A 20,460-nucleotide genomic window follows, 5' to 3' on the forward strand; every position below is an offset into this window, starting at 1 on the left:
ACAGATGCCCACCGCCCCTGCCGCCTCCGTGCTGTTCGTCTGCATCCACAACGCGGGCCGCTCCCAGATGGCGGCCGGCTTCCTGCGCCACCTCGCCGGCGACCGCGTCGAGGTCCGCTCCGCCGGCTCCGTGCCCGGCGAGCGGATCAACCCCTCCGCCGTCGCCGCCATGGCCGAGCTCGGCATCGACATCTCCGACCAGAAGCCCAAGGTCCTCACGCCCGAGGCCGCCCAGGCGTCCGACTACATCATCACGATGGGCTGCGGCGACGCCTGCCCGTACTTCCCGGGGAAGACCTACCTCGACTGGCAGCTCGAGGACCCGGCCGGCCAGGGCGTCGAGGCCGTCCGCCCCATCCGCGACGAGATCAAGGGCCTCGTCGAGGGACTGATCGCCGAGATCGACGCCGCGCCGAAGGCCTGAGGCACACGCCGCACGGCCGCCGAGGCCGCCGGGCTCGGCCGCGCCGTGTTCCCCGGCCTGACCGGAAGTGGGCGCGCGCGACGGCATGGCGCGGGGTGTCACCGCCATGCCGGTCGCCGGGTCGTCCTCACCTCGTGGTGGGCGCCGGGGCGTGCCGGCCGACGTGGCTCGCCTCGGGCAGCGGTGGTGCCGGCCGGTTTCGGCGTCGGCGCAGCCAGACGTACAGCAGCAGGCACGGCAGGAGCACCCCGAGGAGGGTGAGGGTGAGGAACGCCGTGAAGCTGCTGATGTGGGTGACCAGCCAGGCGAAGTTCTGCCCGAAGAAGCCGACGACGAAGGAGAGCGGGAGGAACACGCTCGCGAGGATCGTCAGCCTCTCCATCGTGGCGCTCTGCCGGAGGTTGATCTTGTTCTGCTCGACGGAGATCACCGCGATGTTCGCTTCCAGGACGGTGGTCAGGAGGTCGCGTTGGGCGGCGACCTCCTCGTTGACGAGGAGCAGGTGGTCGTGCACGTCACGGAGGTAGGGCTGGAGCGCGGGCGGTGACTTGCCCGGCTGCAGCCGCCTGGTGACCACGGCGAGCAGCGGGTGTACGGCCCGGTAGAAATCGGTGGCCTCGCGGCGCAGGGAGTAGATCCGTTCGGTCGGGGCGACCGTCCCTGAGAACACCGTGGCCTCGATCTGCTCGATGTCGCGCTCGAGTTCGCCGACGACCGGCGCGTAGCTGTCGACGACCTGGTCGAGGATCGCCCACAGCGTGGAATCACTGCCCGTCTTGAGGAGCTCGGGGCGACTTTCGAGCCGGCTGCGGGCTTCGTGCAGCTCGCTCGCGATGCCCTGCCGGACGGTGATCACGAAGTGGTCGGCGAGGAAGACGCTGATCTCACCGGTGTCGATCTCCTCGCGCTCGTCGTCGTAGCGGGCCGTGCGCAGGATGATCAGCTCGGTGCCGTCCTCGTACAGCTCGGCCTTCGGCCTCAGGTGGTACGCCGCGGCGTCCTCGACGGCGAGCTCGTGCAGTCCGAAGATCTCGCGGACCCGGTCCAGTTCCTCGGGAGACGGTTCGAAGATGCCCAGCCAGACGAACCCGCCTTGCCGGCAGCGCGCGGCCGCCTGCTCCAGCGGCATGGCTCCCTCGTCCTGTCGACGCCCGTCGCGGTAGTGTGCGCAGTCGACGATCATGGCCTTCCTCCTCACGGCCGACCGATGTGCGCCGCCTCGTGCCCGCCGGGACGTGGCGCGCCGTACAGGCCTCACAGCAGTACCTCACAGCAATAGATGCTCCTCCGACTCGGCAGAGATGTCCTCGCAGCCGGCCGGGGTGACTGCCCTCCCAGGTCGAGGTCGCCCTGATGCCGCAGGCTCAGGGCGCCGGCTCACAAGGCGGGATCCCGTGCCGACCACGAGGGCGGGTTTGTGACCGCCTTCTCACGCGGAGGTCCACAACCGATACGGAGTCCTGAGGCCGGCCCGGTCGGGGGCCGTCAGTGATCCGTATGGACTTGGCCCGCCCCCGTAAAGGTCCCGTCATGGGGTGGCCGCAGGTGCGGGCGGGCGGGGATAGCTTCGTTGTCGTGCCCTGGACCGCCTCCCCGCATCCGGGGCCTCAACCGTCACTCGTGGTTCCTCTGGGAGGGCCCCCATGTGTTTGTTCCAGTACGAAGACGACCCGGAGCCCGAAGAACGCGTCCCGGCCGGGCCCCTGTACGTGCCGGTCCTGCCGGGAACGTCGGAGGTGGTGGTACGCCTGTTCCGCACCCCGCTGGGCGCGCGTACGGCTGTGGGCTTCACCAGTGCGGACCGGCTGGCCGCGACGCTCGGCGCCGGCCACCACTGGATCCGGCTCTCCGAATCCGCGCTCCGCGCGATGGCCGAACCGATCGGAGCATCGCCGGTGACCGTCGACCCGATCCTCACCGCTCCCGCGGTCACCGGGACGACCGCCGGGGCGGCCACCGCTCCGGTCGCGCGGGCTCCCGAGACCGTTGCCCGGATCGTCTGAAGGGAATCGCGCCATGACCATCGCTTCCCTCTCGGAGATGCCGGCCCGTGCCGGTGAACTGTCCGTGTGGCCCGCCTCCACGACCCGGCTTCCGCACGGTGACGTGGCCGTCGGCGGGGTGTCCCTGACGGAGATCGCCGACCGGTTCGACACCCCGGCCTACGTCCTGGACGAGGGCGAGGTCCGCGAGCGGTGCCGCACCTATCGCGCGGCCCTGCCCGAGGCCGACGTCCTCTACGCCGCGAAGGCCTTCCTCTCCCGCGCGATGGTGCGCTGGGTGGAGGAGGAGGGTCTGGGCCTGGACGTCTGCTCCGCCGGAGAGCTGGAGTCGGCCGTCACCGCCGGGTTCCCGCCCGAGCGGATCGTGCTGCACGGCAACGCCAAGTCGCCCCGGGACATCGGGGCGGCGCTACGGCTCGGCGTGGGGCGGATCGTCATCGACGGGCCGTCCGAGATCGCCCGGATCGCGGCCGCCGTCGGTCCGGACGGCCACCAGAAGGTGCTGGTGCGGGTGGTGCCCGGCGTCTCGGCCGGGGGCCACGAGAAGATCCGTACCGGTACGGAGGATCAGAAGTTCGGCCTCTCGCTCGCCGACGGCTCGGCGCAGGACGCCATCGCGCGCATACTCGGCCAGCCTCAGCTCGAACTGACGGGCCTGCACTGCCACATCGGCTCCCAGATCACCGAGGTGGAGCCCTACCTCGTCGCCCTGCGCCGCATGGTCGGGCTGATGGCCCGCATCCGTGACGCGCACGGCGTCGTCCTGCCCGAGCTGGACATGGGCGGCGGCCACGGCATCGCCTACCGGCCCGGCGAGTCCGCCCTCGACCTCACCGCGCTCGCCCGGGGCCTGCGTGCCGAGCTCGGCGAAAGCTGCGCCGCCGCGGGCCTGGCCGTGCCCCGGCTCGTCATCGAACCGGGACGTGCCGTCGCCGGTCCGGCAGGGGTCGCCCTGTACCGGGTGCTCGCCGTCAAGCACACCGGCGAGAAGGTGTTCGTCTCCGTGGACGGCGGCATGAGCGACAACCCTCGGCCCGCCCTGTACGGGGTGCGCTACGCGCCCCGCCTGATCGGTCGGCACTCCACCGCCGACGCCCGCACGGCCACGGTCGTAGGCCGGCACTGCGAGGCGGGGGACGTTCTCGCGGCCGATGTGGAACTGCCGGGCGACATCCACCCCGGTGACCTGCTCGCCGTACCGGTGGCGGGCGCGTACCAGCTGTCCATGGCTTCCGGTTACAACATGGTGGGCCGTCCCCCGGTGGTCGCCGTCCACGAGGGCACGTCGCGGGTGCTGGTCCGGCGCGAGACGCTGGAGGACCTGCGCAGCCGGGACATCGGCAGCTGAAGCCTGTCTTCACGGCTGGTACACGAGCTCGATCACGATCGCCGCGATCACTCCCCAGACGCCGATGCCGAGGAGCCACAGGGCGTCGAGGACGGCACCTGTGGCGATGAGGGTCAGACCGGCCGCCGTGAGGGCGAGTACGGTCCGGCGGATGGCCCGGTCGGGGCGCGAACGAGTGGTCACAGCAGTGAGAATCCCGCCCGGCTCTCGTCATGGCGAGGGTCGGGCGGGATTCCTGGCGACCTTTTGACGCGGTGGCTCAGCCGGCGTGGACGTGGGGGCGTCGGCTCCGGTCCGGTTCGGCCTCCCGGATGACCTCGCGGGTGACCGGGGCGACCTCGCCCTGGCCGAAGAGGAAGAAGCGGAAGAAGTTGGCCATCGGATTGCCCTCGGTCCACTCGAAGTAGATGTGCGGGCGCTGACCGGTCTCGTCCCGGACGTGGAGGAGCAGCGCGGCCAGGGCGTTGGGAATGCTGGAGCTCTCCAGGGTCAGGACGCGGTAGCGGTCGTGCAGCACCTCGCCGCGTACGCGCATGCCCGACTCGAACTCGGAGGCGTCCAGGACCGTGACCTCGACGAACATGACGTCATCCCCGGCCGGGATGTCGTTGTCCGCACGGATCTGTTCCTTCTTCTGCCGGTACTCCTCCAGGTCCCGGTTGTCGGGCTCGTTCGCGATGAAACGGATCGTGCGGTTCGCGGTGTCCCGGATGAACCGCTGTGCCATGTCGTCGAACTCGATGTGGGTGACGCGCAGCTCGAAGACGCGGGCGAGACGGGAGAGGAGGGACAGCGCGATGATGCCGGCGATGAAGCAGGCGCCGATCTTGACGCCGTCGGGGCGTTCCACGATGTTGACGGCGGTCGTGTAGATGAAGACGGCCGAGATGACACCGAAGCCGATCGTCCAGCCGCGCTCCCCCGCCCGGCGTGCGGCGATGGTCACGGCGACCGCGGCCGAGGTGATCAGGACGAGGACACCGGTGGCGTACGCGCCGCCCTGCGCGTCCACATCGGCGTTGAAGATCCAGGTCACGAGGAACGCGACGAGGGTGAACACGATGACCATGGGACGCAGGGCGCGGGCCCAGTGCGGGGCCATGCCGTAGCGGGGGAGGTAGCGCGGCATCAGGTTCAGCAGGCCCGCCATCGCGGAGGAGCCGGCGAACCACAGGATGAGGATCGTGGAGATGTCGTAGACCGTGCCGAAGGCGGAGCCCAGGTACTCGTGCGCCAGGTAGGCGAGCGCGCGTCCGTTGGCCTCGCCGCCCGGCTCGAACTGGGCCGCCGGGATCAGCAGGGTCGTGATGAGGCTGGAGCAGATCAGGAAGATGCTCATGATCACGGCGGCCGTGGTCAGCAGCTTCTTCGCACCGCGGATCCGGCCTGCCGGCTTCTCGGGGGTGTCGTCGGGATCGCCCTTGACGTGCGGCATGACCGCCACGCCCGTCTCGAATCCCGACAGACCGAGCGCGAGCTTGGGGAACACGACGAGCGCGATGGCGATCATCATGAAGACGTTGCCGTGCTCGGTGGTCAGTGCCGTCGTCCAGTCGGTGATGACCTGCGGCTGCGTGAAGACGTGCCACAGCCCGACGGCCACGACGACGACGTTCAGGCCGAGGTAGGTGACGACGAGAACGACGGCGACGCCGATGGCCTCGCTGAACCCCTTCAGGAACACCCCGCCCAGGAGCGCGATCAGGATCAGGGTGATCAGCACCTCGTGACCGTGCAGGGTGCTGGTGAGGTGCGGATTCTCCACCATGTGCGCGGTCGCGTCCGCCGCGGAGAGGGTGATGGTGATGAGGAAGTCGGTGGCCGCGAATCCGAGGAGGGTCAGGACGAACAGCTTCCCCTTCCAGAACGTCAGCAGCCGCTCCAGCATGGCGATGGAGCCCTCGCCGTGCGGGCTCTCCTCCGCGACCCGCCGGTAGACGGGCAGCGCGCCGAAGAGGGTGAGCAGGACGAGCACGATGGTCGCCAGCGGCGACAGCAGCCCGGCCGCGAGGAACGCGATGCCGGGCTGGTAGCCGAGGGTGGAGAAGTAGTCGAGACCCGTCAGGCACATGACCCGCCACCAGGGCCGGCCGTGTGGCTGGGCGGCCGCTTCCTTGGCGGCTGGCGAACTGTTCTCGGCGGTCAAGCCTTCCAGCATCCACGCACGCATGCGTGACGTGCGGGCAGGGGTGGCCATCGTGGGGGGCTCCTGTCGTACGGCAAGGAATCAGCCATCGACACCGACGGCTGAGCAAGCGTACGCAAACTGATCCTTTATACACGTGAGCGACCAAACCCTGACGCATCCTTAACGCGATCAGGACCACCTGTGGCGTAGCGGACGTGCTCCCCTGGCCCCGGAGACCCACCTGCCGGGCCGGTATGTGGGTGCCCTCGTGACGACGGGCGGATGGAAGGCGTCAGGACCGTGTGAAGGCGGCGTCAGGGAGCGGCGGCTCGACCTTCGCGACGATGCGGAAGCGGAGGCGGCAGATGACCGCGTCGGTGTCGCGCCGGACCGCGTGGGCGACGACGGAGCCGCGCTGGTTCTGGAGCAACCGCTGCCACAGGCGGGCGGGTTCGGTCTCCGGGATGAGGACGGTGACCTGGGCGTCCGGGTGGGTCCGCGCGAGCGTGCGGACGTACGCCGCTACGGGGCGGCCCAGCGAGCGGGTCTCCGAGGAGAGTTCGATCAGATCCACGCCCGGCTCCCACAACTCCCAGTCCCGGCGCAGGGCTTCGGCGGTCCGTCGGTCTTCGACCGTGGGGTGGGAGACGGTCACGGCGAGGACCTCGTCGCCGAGGGAGCGGGCGGCGGTGAGGGCCTGGCAGGTCAGGCGGGACAGCCCGGAAACGGGAACGACGACGAGCGAGTGGGACCGGTGCGGCGGTTGCGGGACGCGTCCCAGTTCGAGTCGCTCGCCGATCTCGCCGTAGGCCCGGTGGATCTTCTCGAAGGCGAGGACGATCAGCGGCAGGGCGAGGACGATCAGCCAGGCACCTTCGGTGAACTTGGTGGCGGTGACGACCACCGCGGAGACACCGGTCAGGAGCGCGCCGAAGCCGTTGAGGGCGGCCTTGGTCCGCCAGCCCTTGGGGCGCTCGCCGTACCAGTGCCGGACCATGCCGACCTGGCAGATGGTGAAGCCGACGAAGACGCCGATCGCGAAGAGCGGGACGAGGGTGTTGGTGTCGCCGCCGGAGAGGACGAGCAGGGCGGCGGAGACGAACGCCAGCCAGACCACGCCGTGACGGTGGACCTGCCGGTCGGCCTTGAGGGCGAAGACGTGCGGCAGGTGGTTGTCACGGGCCAGCAGGCCCATCAGCACCGGGAGACCGCCGAAGGAGGTGTTCGCAGCGAGCGCCAGCAGCACCATGGTGGCGAACTGCACGACATAGAAGGCCGCGGTGTGCCCGAAAGAGGCGTCGGCGAGCTGGGCGAGGACGGTCACGCCCTCGACCGGCTGGAGGTGGAATCGGCCGATGAGGATGGACAGGCCGATCAGCATGACGCCGAGCAGGGCGCCGAGGGCGACCTCGGTGCGCTGGGCGCGGCGGGCGGCCGGGGCCCGGAAGGACGGCACGGCGTTGGCGACGGCCTCGACGCCCGTCAGCGCCGAGCAGCCGGCGGCGAACGCCTTCAGCAGCAGAAGTGCGCCGACCCCGGTGGCCCCCTCTCCGAGGGCGGAGGCGTGCCCCGCCGCGGAGGCGGTGCTGACCGGGCCGTCGCGGAAGAGACCGACGCTGATCATCGCGAGGATCGACCCGACGAAGAGCGCGGTCGGAAGCAGGAACGCCTTGGCGGAATCGACGACCCCGCGCAGGTTCACGGCGGTGACCAGGAGCAGGACCGCGAGACAGATCCAGACCCGCTCCCCGTGCAGCCCCGGGAAGGCCGAGGTCAGGGCGGCGACTCCCGCGGTGACGGAGACGGCGACGTTCAGCACGTAGTCGAGGATCAGCGAGGCGGCCGCGACCAGGCCGGCCCGCCGGCCCAGATGCCGCTCGGCCACGGCGTAGGATCCACCGCCGTCGGGGAACGCGGCGATCACCTGCCGGTAGGAGGCCACCAGTACCGCCAGCAGGGCGGCGATCGCGAGGGTGACGGGGAGGGTGAACCCGAGGCCGTAGGCGCCCGCGGCGGCCAGGACGAGCACGATGGACTCGGGCCCGTACGCCACGGACGCCATCGCGTCGAGCGACAGCGCGGCGAGGCCCTGGAGAGCGGTCAGCCTGTGGTGGTCCCCGGCTCCGGTGGCGCTGGTGTCCGGGGGCTCCTCCTGGCCCGGTTCCTGAGCGACCGCGGTCGATTTTCCTACGTCTATGGCCATGTCGCCGGTCCCTCCGAATGAGCAAAGTGAGGACAGCGTCGAAGCCGCACGGCGCGGCGCCCAGCACCCTTGGCGCACTCCATACGTCCGGCCCGCCACTCTTCACGCATTCCATACGCGCAGGTGGGACCGCCCGCCTCGCCGAGGACGGCGCGACCGAGCCGCGGGCCGTCGGCGGCGGGCCTGCCTCACCAGGCCCGATGCCCTGCGGGCGGCCTGCACCGTCAGGGCGGCGTCAAGGGTTCCCGCGCCCCCGTATGGACCCCGTCAAAACGTCTTAACACCCGGGTGAGGACGCGGTTGTCTCGTCATCGGCCATCTGGCCGATTCATTTCTTCCACTCAACTCAGGAGCTCGCGATGGCCGATCTGGCCTTCGTCGTCACCACGGTCGCGGTGTTCGCGCTGGTGGCTCTCATCGCCCGGGGGGTGACCAAGCTGTGACTGTCGAAAACGTCGTCGGTCTCGTGGTGGCCGTCTCTCTGCTCGGCTACCTCGTCCTCGCCCTTGTGTACCCGGAGAGGTTCTGAGCACCGATATGAGCCCCGTAACCGCTGGTGTGCTCCAGATGCTCGCGCTGATCGCCGCGCTGGCTCTGGCGTACCGTCCGCTGGGCGATCACATGGCCCGGGTCTACTCCTCCGAGAAGCACTACAGGCCGGAGAAGTGGATCTACAAGGTCATCGGCGCCAACCCGTCGGCCGAGATGCGCTGGCCCGCCTACCTGCGCGCCGTCCTCGCCTTCTCCGCCGTCAGTGTCCTCTTCCTCTACCTGCTGCAGCGCGTGCAGGGCATCCTGCCGGGCTCGCTCGGCTTCGTGTCGATCGACCCGGACCAGGCCTTCAACACCGCCGCCTCCTTCGTGGCCAACACGAACTGGCAGTCGTACTACGGCGAGCAGGCCATGGGCCACGTCGTGCAGACCGGCGGCCTGGCGGTGCAGAACTTCGTCTCCGCAGCCGTCGGCATGGCCGTCGCGGTGGCTCTCGTACGGGGCTTCTCGCGCTCCCGCACCGGCGAGCTCGGCAACTTCTGGTCCGACCTGGTCCGCGGCACCGTCCGCATCCTCCTGCCGATCTCGGTGATCGGCGCGATCGTCCTGGTAGCCTGCGGCGCCATCCAGAACTTCGCCGGCATCCACGAGGTCGGCCAGTTCATGGGCGGGACCCAGCAGTGGAACGGCGGCGCGGTCGCCTCGCAGGAGGTCATCAAGGAACTGGGCACGAACGGTGGCGGCTACTTCAACGCCAACTCGGCCCACCCCTTCGAGAACCCCACCCCCTTCTCGAACCTGTTCGAGGTCTTCCTGATCCTGGTCATCCCCTTCGCGATGACCCGCACCTTCGGCCGCATGGTCGGCAACCTGCGCCAGGGCTACGCGATCCTCGCCACCATGGGCGTCATCTGGATCGGCTTCACCGCGCTGATGATGTGGACCGAGTTCGCCCACCACGGCCCGGCCTTCGAGGTCTCCGGCGGCGCGATGGAGGGCAAGGAAGCCCGGTACGGCATCGCCGCCTCCTCGATCTTCTCCGTCGCCACCACGCTCACCTCGACGGGCGCGGTCAACTCCTTCCACTCCTCCTACACGGGCCTGGGCGGCGGTATCCAGCTGCTGGGCATGCAGCTGGGCGAGATCGCGCCCGGTGGTGTCGGTTCCGGCCTCTACGGCATGCTGATCATGGCGATCATCGCGGTGTTCATCGCCGGCCTGATGGTCGGCCGGACCCCCGAGTACCTGGGCAAGAAGATCGGCACCCGCGAGATCAAGCTCGCCGCCTGCTACATCCTCATCACCCCCGCCCTGGTGCTCTGCTTCACCGCGGCCGCCATGGCCCTGCCCACCCCGGGCAACTCCATGACGAACTCCGGCGCTCACGGCTTCTCCGAGATCCTCTACGCCTACACCTCGGGCGCCAACAACAACGGCTCGGCCTTCGCCGGCCTGAACGCCGACACGCAGTGGTTCAACAGCACCATCGGCATCGCCATGCTGCTCGGCCGCTTCCTGCCCATGGTCTTCGTCCTGGCTCTGGCCGGCTCGCTCGCCGAGCAGAAGCCCGTTCCCGAGACCACGGGCACCCTCCGTACCGACAAGCCGCTCTACGCGGGCCTGCTCGTCGGCACGATCCTCATCATCACCGGTCTGACCTACTTCCCGGCCCTGGCGCTGGGTCCGCTCGCCGAAGGGCTCGCATCATGAGCACCGCCACACCCACCCGTGCTCCGCACGACGACCTACCGACCGGCCACAAGCCGCCCGCCGGCCGCGTCGGTGGGGGGCTGTTCGACCCCAAGGCACTGCTGAAGTCCTTCCCGGACGCGGTCCGCAAGCTCGACCCCCGGATCATGATCAAGTCCCCGGTCATGTTCGTGGTCCTGATCGGCTCGGTCGTCACGACCGTCCTGGCGATCGCGGACCCGACGAACTGGTTCGGCTGGGCGATCACGGTCTGGCTGTGGCTGACCACGATCTTCGCCAACCTCGCGGAGGCCGTGGCCGAAGGCCGCGGCAAGGCCCAGGCCGACACCTTGCGCAAGGCCAAGACCCACACCGTCGCCCGTCGCCTGGGCCAGGACGGCAGGCGCGAGGAGCGGGTCCCCGGTACCGACCTCAAGATCGGCGACCTGGTGGTCTGCGAGGCCGAGGACATCATCCCCGGCGACGGTGACGTCGTCGAAGGCGTCGCGTCCGTGGACGAATCCGCCATCACCGGCGAGTCCGCCCCGGTCATCCGCGAGTCGGGCGGCGACCGCTCGGCCGTCACCGGCGGTACCAAGGTCCTCTCGGACCGGATCGTCGTCAAGATCACGACCAAGCCCGGCGAGACCTTCATCGACCGGATGATCGCCCTCGTCGAGGGTGCGGCCCGGCAGAAGACGCCCAACGAGATCGCGCTGAACATCCTTCTCGCGTCCCTCACCATCGTCTTCCTGCTGGCCGTCGTCACCCTGCAGCCGTTCGCGATCTACGCGGACGCCGAGCAGTCGATGATCGTCCTCACCGCCCTGCTGGTCTGCCTGATCCCCACCACCATCGGCGCGCTCCTCTCCGCCATCGGCATCGCCGGCATGGACCGCCTCGTCCAGCGCAACGTCCTGGCGATGTCGGGACGTGCCGTCGAGGCCGCCGGGGACGTCTCCACGCTGCTGCTCGACAAGACGGGCACCATCACCCTCGGCAACCGCCAGGCCTCGGAGTTCGTTCCGGTCGAGGGAACGACGGAGGCCGAGCTGGCCGACGCCGCCCAGCTGTCGTCCCTCGCGGACGAGACCCCCGAGGGCCGCTCGATCGTGGTCCTCGCGAAGGGGAGGTACGGCCTGCGCGAGCGCCACCGGGGCGAGCTCTCCCAGGCCGAGTGGATCGCCTTCACCGCCCAGACCCGCATGTCGGGTGTCGACGTCGACGGCAGGAAGACCCGCAAGGGCGCGGCCGGTTCGGTCATCACCTGGGTGAGGGAGCGGGGCGGCCGAGTCTGCGACGACGCCGACCTCCTCGCCAACCGCGTCTCCGAGGCCGGCGGCACCCCGCTCCTGGTGGCCGTCGAGGACGAGAAGGGCGCCCGCGTCCTCGGTGTCATCCACCTCAAGGACGTGGTCAAGGAGGGCATGCGCGAGCGGTTCGACGAACTGCGCCGCATGGGCATCAAGACGGTCATGATCACGGGTGACAACCCGCTGACCGCGAAGGCCATCGCCGAGGAGGCGGGTGTCGACGACTTCCTCGCCGAGGCCACCCCCGAGGACAAGATGGCCCTCATCAAGCGGGAGCAGGCGGGCGGCAAGCTGGTCGCGATGACCGGCGACGGTACGAACGACGCCCCGGCGCTGGCCCAGGCCGACGTCGGTGTCGCGATGAACACCGGTACCTCGGCCGCCAAGGAGGCCGGGAACATGGTGGACCTCGACTCCAACCCCACCAAGCTCATCGAGATCGTCGAGATCGGCAAGCAGCTGCTGATCACGCGTGGCGCCCTGACCACGTTCTCCATCGCCAACGACGTGGCGAAGTACTTCGCGATCATCCCGGCCATGTTCGCCGTGGTCCACCCGGGCCTCGACAAGCTCAACATCATGGGACTGTCCTCGCCGAACTCCGCGATCCTGTCGGCCGTCGTCTTCAACGCGCTGATCATCATCGCGCTGGTACCGCTCGCCCTCAAGGGCGTCCGGTACCGGCCCACCAGCGCCGACAAGATGCTCCGCCGGAACCTGGGGATCTACGGACTCGGCGGCCTGATCGCCCCGTTCATCGGCATCAAGATCATCGACATGCTCATCTCCCTCATCCCCGGGCTCGCCTGAATTAGGAACGTGCTGATCCGCCATGAACAACTCTTTGAGCAACACAGCGCGCCTGATCGGCGCCGGTCTGCGGGCCCTGCTGGCTCTGACGGTGATCTGCGGCGTGCTCTACCCGCTGGCCGTCACCGGGATCGCCCAGGCCCTCTTCCACGACAAGGCCAACGGCTCCGAGATCAAGGACAAGAGCGGCACCGTCGTCGGCTCCTCCCTCATCGGGCAGACCTACAACCAGCCCGAGCGGAACCCCGACGACCCGGAGGAAGCCGCCGAGCCCGACCTCAAGTGGTTCCAGCCGCGCCCCTCGGGCGGCCTCGGCACCAACAGCGTCAACACCCAGTACTCGCTGATCCTCTCCGGCGCCACCAACCGCTCCGCCGACAACGGCGCCGTGAACGGCCGGTGCACCGAGGACGCCGAGGAGGGAACGCTCTGCGCCCAGGTCGTCGCCGCCAAGGAGGCCGTCGTCGCCGACAACTCCACCGCGGGCCACCCGATCGAACCCGAGGACGTACCGGCCGACGCCGTCACCTCCTCCGGCTCGGGCCTCGACCCGGACATCTCCCCGCAGTACGCGAAGATCCAGATCCACCGCGTCGCCGAGCGGAACGGGCTCGACGTCGAGCAGGTCGAGAAGCTCGTCGCCGATCACACCACCGGCCGCACCCTCGGCTTCATGGGTGAACCGCGCGTCAACGTGCTCGCACTCAACACCGCGCTCAAGGCACTGACCCAGCGCTGACATCCGCACGGCAAGCGTCTCGGCCTCGGCCGTATCCCGTGCGGCCCTGCGTGACGGGTCGTGCGTCCCCGATCTCGATTCCAGGGGGCCGAGGAGCTGCCGCGAGCACGGACACGGCCTGTGGAGCGCCCCCGTAGGAGCGCTCCACAGGCCGTCGGTTTCGGGCCGTCAGCTTGGCCGTCAGCTTCCGGTGGTCCCGCCGAACTCGGTGGTCAGGATGTCGTCGAGGACGCCCAGGCCGCTCCAGTCGCCGTTGACCTGGCCGGTGAGCAGGTGCTTGCCGTCACGGGAGCCCATGGCACAGGTCCACGAACCGTACGTCGCGCCCGCGTTGCCCCAGACCGTGGCACCGGACGACAGTGCCCAGGAGAACACGCCCAGGCCGTAGCGGGTGCCCGGGATCCACGGGACGGGTCCCGTGGTGTCGACGGTGGTGAACATCTCCCGCTGCTGCTCGGCCGGCAGCAGGTGGCCCTGGAGCAGCGCGCCGAAGAAGCGCTGCAGGTCACCCGTGGTCGAGATGACGCCGCCGGCCGCCCACGCGAAGGACTGGTTCATGTCGGTCGCGTCGTGGATCTCGGGCCGTGCGTCGGAGGCGAAAAGGGTGGAGTAGTGCCGGGTGTGCGGCCCTTGGATCGTCGGTTCCGTGCCGGGCAGGTAGGTCCCGGTCAGCCCCAGAGGGCGGACGATCCGCCGGTCGAGCGCGTCGGCGAACGTCCCGCCCGTGATCTTCTCGACGATCAGGGCAGCCAGGAAGTAGTTGGTGTTGGAGTACAGGAAGGCCTCTCCCGGAGCGAAGGACGGCGGCGTGGCCAGACCGATCCTGATCAGCTGCTCGGGGGCGTAGGTGTCGTAGCGGTGCCGGAACCACGCCTCGCCGATGCCCTTCGTGAAGAACTGGGCGTCGTTGCCGTAGTTGAAGATGCCGCTGGTGTGGTGGAGCAACTGCCGGATGGTGATCGCCCGGCCGTCGTAGCCGTTGCCCGCCACCATCCCGGGCAGCCACTGCTCCATCGTGTCGTCGAGGCCGAGCCGGCCTTCGGCCGCCAGCTGCAGGACCAGCGTGGCCGTGAACGCCTTCGTCGTGCTCCCGATCCGGAATCGCTCGGACGGCCGACGTTTCTCCCCGGTCCCGGTGTCGCGTACGCCTGCCGAGCCGAACCACGCGCCATGGTCGTCCCGTACGTCGACGACGACGCCGGGAGCGCCACCCGGGGCCGTGGCGCGATCCAGGACCCGCTGCAGTGCGGAGCGGTCGGGGGTGGCCGTGGCGGCCGCTGCGGTCGCCTCGGTGGTGAAGTGACTGGTCATGTCGGTGTTCCTTTCAGGAGTTCGGGTTCGGTTCGTCGGATCGGGAGAGTGGTGTCAGCGCGCCGGGCCGGCGGGCTCGGGGAGCCCGGCCCCTTCCACCACCGTGGTGCGTTCGGCCGTTGCGCGCTTGGCGGTGACGATCACTCGTGCGGTGGTCCCCACCGTGAGCAGCAGCACCGCGACGAGGGCGAGGAGGGTGGCGGTGTCGGGATGGATGAGGGACTGTCCGCGCCAGGCCTGCCAGGTCACCACCGCGACCAGCCCCGTGTAGCCGAGGGCGGCACTGCCGACCAGGCGGGCCCGTACCTTCTCGTCCCGCAGCCAGACGCGCTCGGCGGCCAGGGCGGCCAGTACCGCGGCGATCAGCAGGAGTACCTGGATGCCGTGCAGGGCGAAGAAGTGCGGCACCCGGAAGTCGCCGCCGGTCACGCTCCAGTTGGTGAGGGGCATCCCGTGGCCGTCGGGGTCGCCGATGCCGTGGCCCTGGTACATCTGTACGGAGTGGCCGTTGGCGTCCGTCACCGTACGGGAGTGGATCTCGGTGACCATCCAGAAGACCGGTACCACCATGCCGAAGGTGGCGAGCGCGAGGCCGGCGCGGATGGCGCGGTTCAGTGCCGCTCCGCCGGTGCGCTGGATCAGGACGACGACCGCGAGGACCAACTGCGCGATGACGATGACCATCACGCCGAAGGTGAGGAGAGGGACCAGGGCCACGGTGACCGGGTCGGTCCGGTCCGCGTTGAAGTGACTGAAGGTGCCGCGCGCCGCCTGGGCGGTGATGGCGCCCACCTCCACGGTGGCGGCTACCGCGAAGACGGTGCCCAGGAGGCCGGCCAGCCGCCTGCCCTTGGCCAGCTTCGTCAGGAGCCAGGCCAGCGTGGCCGCGTAGAGGCCGAAGGCGAAGCCGAACTTGAGCGGCTTCACCCACACCGACTCGTCCAGCAGGGTCCGTTCGTCGATGACGGTACCGACGCCGGAAACGAGCACCAGGCCGAACATGAGCGCGGCGCAGACCAGCAGCGGCCGGTGCAGGCCACGCACGGGTGTGGGTAAGGACGTCATGAGGGGCTCCGATCAAGGCGACGGGCAGCCCTCGTCCGGGCCGGCTCGGTTCGCATCGCTTGTTCGCGAATGACTAAAAGCTAAATTGCTTTCACTTTTTCGTCAATCAAAAAGATAACTCTGCCGGTAAAACTGCAGGTCATCGCGCAAAACTCTTGCAATGAGAATGAAATCGAATGCAAAAGTAGCCAGGGGGGATTTGCAATGACCTGGCCGCGAAAGCAATACTGGCCGCACACGCGGACCTGACACGGAGGCAATGCCGATGCCCGGAGGCAGACTGACCCACCACGAACGACAGGCGATCGCCGAGGGGTTGAGGGAAGGCCTCAGCTACACCGACATCGCCGGGCGCCTGGGCCGGCCCATCTCCACCGTCACCCGAGAGGTGGCCCGCAACGGCGGCCCCACGGCCTATCGGGCCGACGCGGCCCATCGCGCCACGACCGGACGCGCCCGCCGCCGCAAGCAGCCCGCACCCCCGGCCGCCGCGCCGACCGCGAGCGACACGCACGGACGCGACCCGCAGGCCGTCCTCGAACTGGAGGAACAGTTCACGGCGATGATGGTCGGTACGGGTCTGCCGCGGATGACCGCCCGGGTACTGACGTGCCTGTACATCACCGACGGAGGCAGCCTGACCGCCACCGAGCTCGCTCAGCGTCTCCAGGTCAGCCCCGCCTCCGTCTCCAAGGCCGTCGGCGAACTCGAACAGCAGGAACTCATCAGGCGCGAACGCGACACCGGTCGGCGACGCGACCGGTACGTCATCGACGCCGACGCCTGGTTCCGCGGCTGGATGGCCAGCGCCCGTCAGAACGCCATGCTGGCCGACTTCACCCTGCGCGGCGCCCAGGTCCTCGGCGCGACGACACCCGCCGGCACCCGGATGCAAGACATAGGCCACTTCTTCGAACACGTCGGCCGAGCCATGATCGAGGCGGCCGAGCAATGGCGGCAGGCCGACGTCGAAAGGCGGAGCACACCCGACTGAGGCGTCGGAGAACCGCTTCCCTTCGCCCGGCGGGGATACTGGCCGCCATGCGCATCCGCATCGACGCCGTCGACCTGCCCGGCCTCGTCTGCCCGCCCGACGCACAAGCCGGCGACCGGACGGCGTACCGCAACGTCCATGTCGCCGTGCAACGCCGGAACCGCCCGGCCGAGCTCCTCGATCCGCAACCCGGCAACGCCGCCACCGCGACCTGGACCCTGGAGTGCACCGCGACCGCCTCGCCGGCCGGCCTCGACGTGAAAGGGCCTTACGTACAAGGCGGTCCCGGGGGCCGGTTCATCTATCTGTCGTGGGGCGCGGTCGACGAAGCAGGCACCTTCGGCATGTTCCGCCGCGCCAAACTCATGCTCGACGCCGTACCCGCCGAGGCGCTGGATGCGGCCGGCCGCGGCGGCCTGCTGGTGGGCAGCCTCGGTCTGACCGACGCGTGTGGCGCACCGCTGTGCGCACGGGTCGTGCCCCCGACCATCACCTGGAGTGCCGCCCCGTAGAAGCGAGCCGGGACTCCGATGCGCCCTCCCTCGTCACGGTGGTGGGCCGGCACTGCGAGGTGGGCGACGTACTGGCGGCCGAGGTGCTGCTGCTCGCAGACGTACGGGCCGAACTCCCGCCTCTACTGCACCTGACGTGCGAGGGCTTCGGCCAGGGCGCCGACCCGGGCGGGCTCCAGTGAGCTGCCTCCCGACTTCCCGATGCCGATCAGCAGGGCCGCGTCCCCTTCGCCGTCGAGCTTCAGCCGGACGGTGGCGACGTTGCCGCTCCCGGTCAGGACCGGCTCACCGGCCTTGGCTTCGCCGGCCTTCTTCATGTACGCGATCAGGTCGTCGAGGGACATCCCGGCCTGCTGCTGGACGGCCGGTGCCAGCGGGGCGCTCGCCTGGGGCTTGCGCGTGGCGATCGTGTGCACCTCCACGTCCTCCGTGCCGATGTGGAACGTGCAGCTCACCAGCGCACCGGGGTTCTGGGCGAGCGGATCCTCGGGCACGGCCCGCTTGCCACCTTCGCCGGTGACGGCGGGCAGGTCCGTACCCTTCACGGACCCCGGTCCGGCCGCCGTGTCCACACCTGCGGTCTTGGCCGCCTTGGCGATGTCGTAGGACAGCGGGCACTTGTCCGTCCCGTCGGGCGCCATTCCGTCCACGGTCTTGGTCAGCCCGCTCAGGCTCAGCGGCGGCGCACCGCCACTCTGACAGGCGGCCAGGAGAGCCGCTGCTGTCATGGCGGTGATCGCCGGTCCGTACCGACGGCGGTGTATCACGTGTGTGTCCTCACTGTTCACGGGGTGCCGGCGGAGCAGCCGTAGCGTTCGCCGACGACGTCGAGGAAGGTCTTGAACAACTCGTCAGAGGTCGGCGTACCGGGGGGCCCGAGGGCAGAGGTGCAACTCCGGCCCAGCTCCGAGGAGAAGTATGTCGGGGTACCCGAGCAGTCGGTGACCACGTGCCCGGTCCCAGGTATCGCCACCACCGCGCTCGGCCGCAAGCAGGCACGGATGCCGCACGACCGAGCGCCCCAGCGGGATTCCGGTGGGTCTGCGGCCCGGGCCGGCGGTCCGACGCATGCGCGGCCGATCGCCACCGCTGTCACCAAGGGCTCCGCACCCGAACGCCGAGGGCCCGGACGCGGTCCTGGGCCTGCGGGTCGAGCTTCAGCAGCAGGTCCTCGCCGACGACTCCGTCGCGCTCCCAGATGGTGCAGAGGGTCTCCAGGCCCGCTTCGGCGACCTCCGGCTCGACGTCGGCCGAGGTCCGCACCAGGGCTTCGACGACCGGCCGGCCCCGCAGTCCCGCTACCGCCCGCGCCGTCCGGGCCCGCTGCTCCGCCGGGACGGCCGGGTCGGCGAGCGAGCGCAGCACGTCCGCCGTGTCGTGGGCGTCCTGGCAGGGCATCACCCACACCAGGTAGACGAGTTGCGCGCAGAGCACGATCAGGTACTGCAGTGGCGCGAGCAGAGCCGCGGGCAGCAGCAGAAGCAGGGGCAGCACGATCAGCCAGCCGCCCCGGATGCGCGAGGGACCGCCGGTCGGCGGCTCGAACCGCCGTCCGGCCAGCAGGATGAGTACGAACATGGTCACGATCGTCAGGAGCGGCACCACGATCAGCCCCGCTCCCAGCCCCGCGCCGAACGACGCCCAGAAGGGCTCGTCACCCAGAACGGGCAGCACCAGGGCCGCGGCCAGCCAGCCGAGAGCGGCGGTCAGGGCGTAGCGCTGCAGGCAGACCAACAACCATCTTCCCGTACTCATGGCAGCTTCCTCGTCTCAACGGCTCTTCGTACAGGCGCCCTTGGCCCATCTCCGGTCGTCACGGTACTTGCGGGAGAGGCCGTTGGGACCGTCGGGGCCGAGTCCGAGACCAGGACCCCCTTCCGGACCGGAGCGCTCCAGGGTGCCGCGGAGCCGATGTGCGCCATGAGCAGGACACTCCCGGAACGCAGCAGCAGCGGCGGGCCGGCGTCCGGCTGCAGGGGCGGCGTGGCCTCCAGGACACTCCCGGGCGACCGGGCACGCCACACGGCTCCGGCGCTCCGCCCTCAACGGCACTGCCGGGGCGCGCGTGGTCGCTGCCGCGCGCGCCCCGGCTCGCATCGGCTGATGATGGGAGTACGGCCGAACACGCGGAGCTGACCATGACGGGGTGGCGTGTCAGGGATTACACCCAGGACGATCTCGAATCGGTGCTGCGGGTCGACGCCGAGAGCGGCACGGCCGAAGAGCCGCCGCTCTTTCCACTGTCGGACGCGGTGGCGGCCCTCCAGGCACTCCACCCGGCCGTGGTGGCCACCGCCGACGACGTGGTGGTCGGCGCCGCGGTGAGCAGGGTGGAGGGCGAGCGGGCGTGGATCCTGCGCATCAGCATGGCGCCCGCCTGGCGGCACCAGGGGCTGGGCAGCGACCTGATCACGGCCTTGGAGCACCGGCTCTTCGCCGGTGGAGTCCGAACGGTGCACGCGGTCCTGCCCGACGGCGAGACCGGTGCCGCCGCCCTTTACAACTGCGGCTTCGACGCCCGTACGGGCCTGGTCCACTTCGAGAAGCGCGGGCGGGTGACCCCTCAGGCGGTGAGCATGCTCGCGTCCCTGGGAGCGGAGCTGCCCCTCGGAGGACTGTGGCGGAAGGTCGCGGGCATGCAGCGGGAGAAGGAGCTCATCGAGCGGCGCCTGGTCCTGCCACTGGCCCATCCGGAGATGGCTGCCCAGCACGGCGTGGAGCTGCCACGGGCGGTGATGCTGTTCGGGCCGCCCGGGACGGGGAAGAGCACGTTCGCGCACGCGATCGCCAGCCGTCTGGGATGGCCGTTCCTCGAACTGTTCCCCGCCCGGCTGGCCGCCGAGTACGGGCTGGCCAGCGGGCTGAACCGGCGCTTCGACGAGATCGCCCGGCTCGACCACGTCCTGGTCTTCATCGACGAGGTCGAGGAGATCGCCGGGACCCGGAGCGGCGCGGACGCGACCGCGGTCGGCGTCGTGAACGAACTGCTCAAGGCGATCGTCCGGTTCCGGGGCCAGGACGGTCGGCTGCTCGTCTGCGCCACGAACGACGTGACCACGCTCGACCCCGCGTTCCTGAGGCACGGCCGATTCGACTACGTACTACCGATCGGCCCACCCGACGAGCGCGCGCGGACCGAGCTGTGGGAGAGCTACCTGGCCCGAGCGGGAGCCGAGGCCGACAGCGCCGCGCTGGCGGACGCCAGCGAGGGGTTCACCCCTGCCGACATCGCCCATGTGGCGCGCACCGTCTCCCAGGTCCAGTTCGAGCGCACCTTCGACACCGGAGCCCGGACCCGCCCCACCACCGAGGACTACCTGCGCACGATCGGCGAGACCAGGCCCACGGTCAGCGCGGCCATGGCCCAGGAGTTCGCCCGGCAGACCGAGAAGTTCGCCCGCATCTAAGGGCTGTCCCGTAATCCCCGGC

At 70.0% G+C, this 20,460-nt stretch carries 18 protein-coding genes; 10 read left to right on the forward strand and 8 right to left on the reverse strand.

The features are described from left to right. Positions 1-4 precede the first annotated feature (4 nt). A complete protein-coding gene (locus ACWG52_RS04095; RefSeq protein ID WP_389801343.1) occupies positions 5-424 on the forward strand; it encodes an arsenate reductase ArsC in 420 nt (139 codons plus the stop codon). 127 nt (positions 425-551) lie between these two features. On the opposite strand, the gene ACWG52_RS04100 is transcribed toward ACWG52_RS04095, so the two are convergent. Continuing rightward, complete coding sequence (locus tag ACWG52_RS04100) at positions 552-1,607, reverse strand: magnesium and cobalt transport protein CorA (RefSeq protein ID WP_389801340.1); 1,056 nt, start codon at positions 1,605-1,607, stop codon at positions 552-554. A gap of 460 nt (positions 1,608-2,067) precedes the next feature. Here ACWG52_RS04100 and ACWG52_RS04105 point away from each other — a divergent pair, with 460 nt between their 5' ends. Continuing rightward, positions 2,068-2,427 (forward strand): SAV_915 family protein, encoded by a 360-nt coding sequence (locus ACWG52_RS04105; RefSeq protein ID WP_453127829.1) that lies wholly within the window; start codon positions 2,068-2,070, stop codon positions 2,425-2,427. A 13-nt stretch (positions 2,428-2,440) separates the two neighbouring features. After that, on the forward strand, positions 2,441-3,775 hold the full coding sequence (gene lysA, locus ACWG52_RS04110) for a diaminopimelate decarboxylase (RefSeq protein WP_390138310.1): 1,335 nt from the start codon (positions 2,441-2,443) through the stop codon (positions 3,773-3,775). Positions 3,776-3,784: 9 nt separating this feature from the next. Here lysA and ACWG52_RS04115 read toward each other — a convergent pair whose 3' ends face one another. The 3 genes from ACWG52_RS04115 to ACWG52_RS04125 all read right to left on the reverse strand — a co-directional run bounded on the left by ACWG52_RS04115 (position 3,785) and on the right by ACWG52_RS04125 (position 8,106). Further along, the gene (locus tag ACWG52_RS04115; protein WP_158711746.1) at positions 3,785-3,958 is read right to left on the reverse strand and encodes a hypothetical protein; all 174 of its coding nucleotides are present in this window, start codon (positions 3,956-3,958) and stop codon (positions 3,785-3,787) included. Positions 3,959-4,034: 76 nt separating this feature from the next. Next, positions 4,035-5,972, reverse strand: coding sequence for an APC family permease (locus tag ACWG52_RS04120; protein WP_390138308.1), 1,938 nt, complete (start codon positions 5,970-5,972; stop codon positions 4,035-4,037). A 223-nt stretch (positions 5,973-6,195) separates the two neighbouring features. Next, on the reverse strand, positions 6,196-8,106 hold the full coding sequence (locus ACWG52_RS04125; protein ID WP_453127832.1) for an APC family permease: 1,911 nt from the start codon (positions 8,104-8,106) through the stop codon (positions 6,196-6,198). Positions 8,107-8,545: 439 nt separating this feature from the next. On the opposite strand from ACWG52_RS04125, the gene kdpF reads away from it, so the two are divergent. From kdpF to ACWG52_RS04145, 4 genes are read left to right on the forward strand one after another with little or no spacing between them, the layout of a single operon-like run. After that, positions 8,546-8,635 carry a K(+)-transporting ATPase subunit F gene (kdpF, locus tag ACWG52_RS04130; protein ID WP_037860493.1) on the forward strand — a complete coding sequence of 30 codons (90 nt, stop codon included), beginning with the start codon at positions 8,546-8,548 and terminating at the stop codon, positions 8,633-8,635. An 8-nt stretch (positions 8,636-8,643) separates the two neighbouring features. Continuing rightward, positions 8,644-10,308 (forward strand): potassium-transporting ATPase subunit KdpA, encoded by a 1,665-nt coding sequence (kdpA, locus tag ACWG52_RS04135; RefSeq protein WP_453127834.1) that lies wholly within the window; start codon positions 8,644-8,646, stop codon positions 10,306-10,308. Further along, positions 10,305-12,410, forward strand: a complete 2,106-nt coding sequence (gene kdpB / locus ACWG52_RS04140) for a potassium-transporting ATPase subunit KdpB (protein ID WP_389801324.1) — start codon at positions 10,305-10,307, stop codon at positions 12,408-12,410. The genes kdpA and kdpB overlap by 4 nt, the downstream gene beginning before the upstream one ends. A gap of 22 nt (positions 12,411-12,432) precedes the next feature. Then, positions 12,433-13,149, forward strand: a complete 717-nt coding sequence (locus ACWG52_RS04145; protein WP_390138303.1) for a potassium-transporting ATPase subunit C — start codon at positions 12,433-12,435, stop codon at positions 13,147-13,149. Positions 13,150-13,329: 180 nt separating this feature from the next. On the opposite strand, the gene ACWG52_RS04150 is transcribed toward ACWG52_RS04145, so the two are convergent. Both ACWG52_RS04150 and ACWG52_RS04155 read right to left on the reverse strand, forming a co-directional pair. Further along, on the reverse strand, positions 13,330-14,460 hold the full coding sequence (locus tag ACWG52_RS04150; RefSeq protein ID WP_389801318.1) for a serine hydrolase domain-containing protein: 1,131 nt from the start codon (positions 14,458-14,460) through the stop codon (positions 13,330-13,332). 54 nt (positions 14,461-14,514) lie between these two features. Then, on the reverse strand, positions 14,515-15,525 hold the full coding sequence (locus tag ACWG52_RS04155; RefSeq protein WP_389801315.1) for a hypothetical protein: 1,011 nt from the start codon (positions 15,523-15,525) through the stop codon (positions 14,515-14,517). A 265-nt stretch (positions 15,526-15,790) separates the two neighbouring features. On the opposite strand from ACWG52_RS04155, the gene ACWG52_RS04160 reads away from it, so the two are divergent. Both ACWG52_RS04160 and ACWG52_RS04165 read left to right on the forward strand, forming a co-directional pair. Beyond that, on the forward strand, positions 15,791-16,519 hold the full coding sequence (locus ACWG52_RS04160; RefSeq protein WP_389801312.1) for a GbsR/MarR family transcriptional regulator: 729 nt from the start codon (positions 15,791-15,793) through the stop codon (positions 16,517-16,519). 47 nt (positions 16,520-16,566) lie between these two features. After that, complete coding sequence (locus tag ACWG52_RS04165) at positions 16,567-17,031, forward strand: DUF5990 family protein (RefSeq protein ID WP_389801309.1); 465 nt, start codon at positions 16,567-16,569, stop codon at positions 17,029-17,031. 122 nt (positions 17,032-17,153) lie between these two features. Here ACWG52_RS04165 and ACWG52_RS04170 read toward each other — a convergent pair whose 3' ends face one another. Together ACWG52_RS04170 and ACWG52_RS04175 are read right to left on the reverse strand one after the other, a co-directional pair. Next, positions 17,154-17,759, reverse strand: a complete 606-nt coding sequence (locus ACWG52_RS04170; protein ID WP_389801306.1) for a hypothetical protein — start codon at positions 17,757-17,759, stop codon at positions 17,154-17,156. A gap of 364 nt (positions 17,760-18,123) precedes the next feature. Continuing rightward, positions 18,124-18,786, reverse strand: a complete 663-nt coding sequence (locus ACWG52_RS04175; protein ID WP_389801302.1) for a hypothetical protein — start codon at positions 18,784-18,786, stop codon at positions 18,124-18,126. Positions 18,787-19,169: 383 nt separating this feature from the next. Between ACWG52_RS04175 and ACWG52_RS04180 the strand changes: the two genes are divergently transcribed. Then, complete coding sequence (locus ACWG52_RS04180) at positions 19,170-20,438, forward strand: ATP-binding protein (protein WP_389801300.1); 1,269 nt, start codon at positions 19,170-19,172, stop codon at positions 20,436-20,438. Positions 20,439-20,460: the final 22 nt, after the last annotated feature.

The organism is Streptomyces sp. CLCI03 (assembly GCF_053615355.1).

Bases quoted from the DNA above. Each gene is read 5' to 3' on its own strand.
- ACWG52_RS04095 (WP_389801343.1), top strand. From the start codon at position 5: ATGCCCACCGCCCCTGCCGCCTCCGTGCTGTTCGTCTGCATCCACAAC.
- ACWG52_RS04100 (WP_389801340.1), bottom strand. From the start codon at position 1,607: ATGATCGTCGACTGCGCACACTACCGCGACGGGCGTCGACAGGACGAG.
- ACWG52_RS04105 (WP_453127829.1), top strand. From the start codon at position 2,068: ATGTGTTTGTTCCAGTACGAAGACGACCCGGAGCCCGAAGAACGCGTC.
- lysA (WP_390138310.1), top strand. From the start codon at position 2,441: ATGACCATCGCTTCCCTCTCGGAGATGCCGGCCCGTGCCGGTGAACTG.
- ACWG52_RS04120 (WP_390138308.1), bottom strand. From the start codon at position 5,972: ATGGCCACCCCTGCCCGCACGTCACGCATGCGTGCGTGGATGCTGGAA.
- ACWG52_RS04125 (WP_453127832.1), bottom strand. From the start codon at position 8,106: ATGGCCATAGACGTAGGAAAATCGACCGCGGTCGCTCAGGAACCGGGC.
- kdpA (WP_453127834.1), top strand. From the start codon at position 8,644: ATGAGCCCCGTAACCGCTGGTGTGCTCCAGATGCTCGCGCTGATCGCC.
- kdpB (WP_389801324.1), top strand. From the start codon at position 10,305: ATGAGCACCGCCACACCCACCCGTGCTCCGCACGACGACCTACCGACC.
- ACWG52_RS04145 (WP_390138303.1), top strand. From the start codon at position 12,433: ATGAACAACTCTTTGAGCAACACAGCGCGCCTGATCGGCGCCGGTCTG.
- ACWG52_RS04150 (WP_389801318.1), bottom strand. From the start codon at position 14,460: ATGACCAGTCACTTCACCACCGAGGCGACCGCAGCGGCCGCCACGGCC.
- ACWG52_RS04155 (WP_389801315.1), bottom strand. From the start codon at position 15,525: ATGACGTCCTTACCCACACCCGTGCGTGGCCTGCACCGGCCGCTGCTG.
- ACWG52_RS04160 (WP_389801312.1), top strand. From the start codon at position 15,791: ATGCCCGGAGGCAGACTGACCCACCACGAACGACAGGCGATCGCCGAG.
- ACWG52_RS04165 (WP_389801309.1), top strand. From the start codon at position 16,567: ATGCGCATCCGCATCGACGCCGTCGACCTGCCCGGCCTCGTCTGCCCG.
- ACWG52_RS04170 (WP_389801306.1), bottom strand. From the start codon at position 17,759: ATGACAGCAGCGGCTCTCCTGGCCGCCTGTCAGAGTGGCGGTGCGCCG.
- ACWG52_RS04175 (WP_389801302.1), bottom strand. From the start codon at position 18,786: ATGAGTACGGGAAGATGGTTGTTGGTCTGCCTGCAGCGCTACGCCCTG.
- ACWG52_RS04180 (WP_389801300.1), top strand. From the start codon at position 19,170: ATGACGGGGTGGCGTGTCAGGGATTACACCCAGGACGATCTCGAATCG.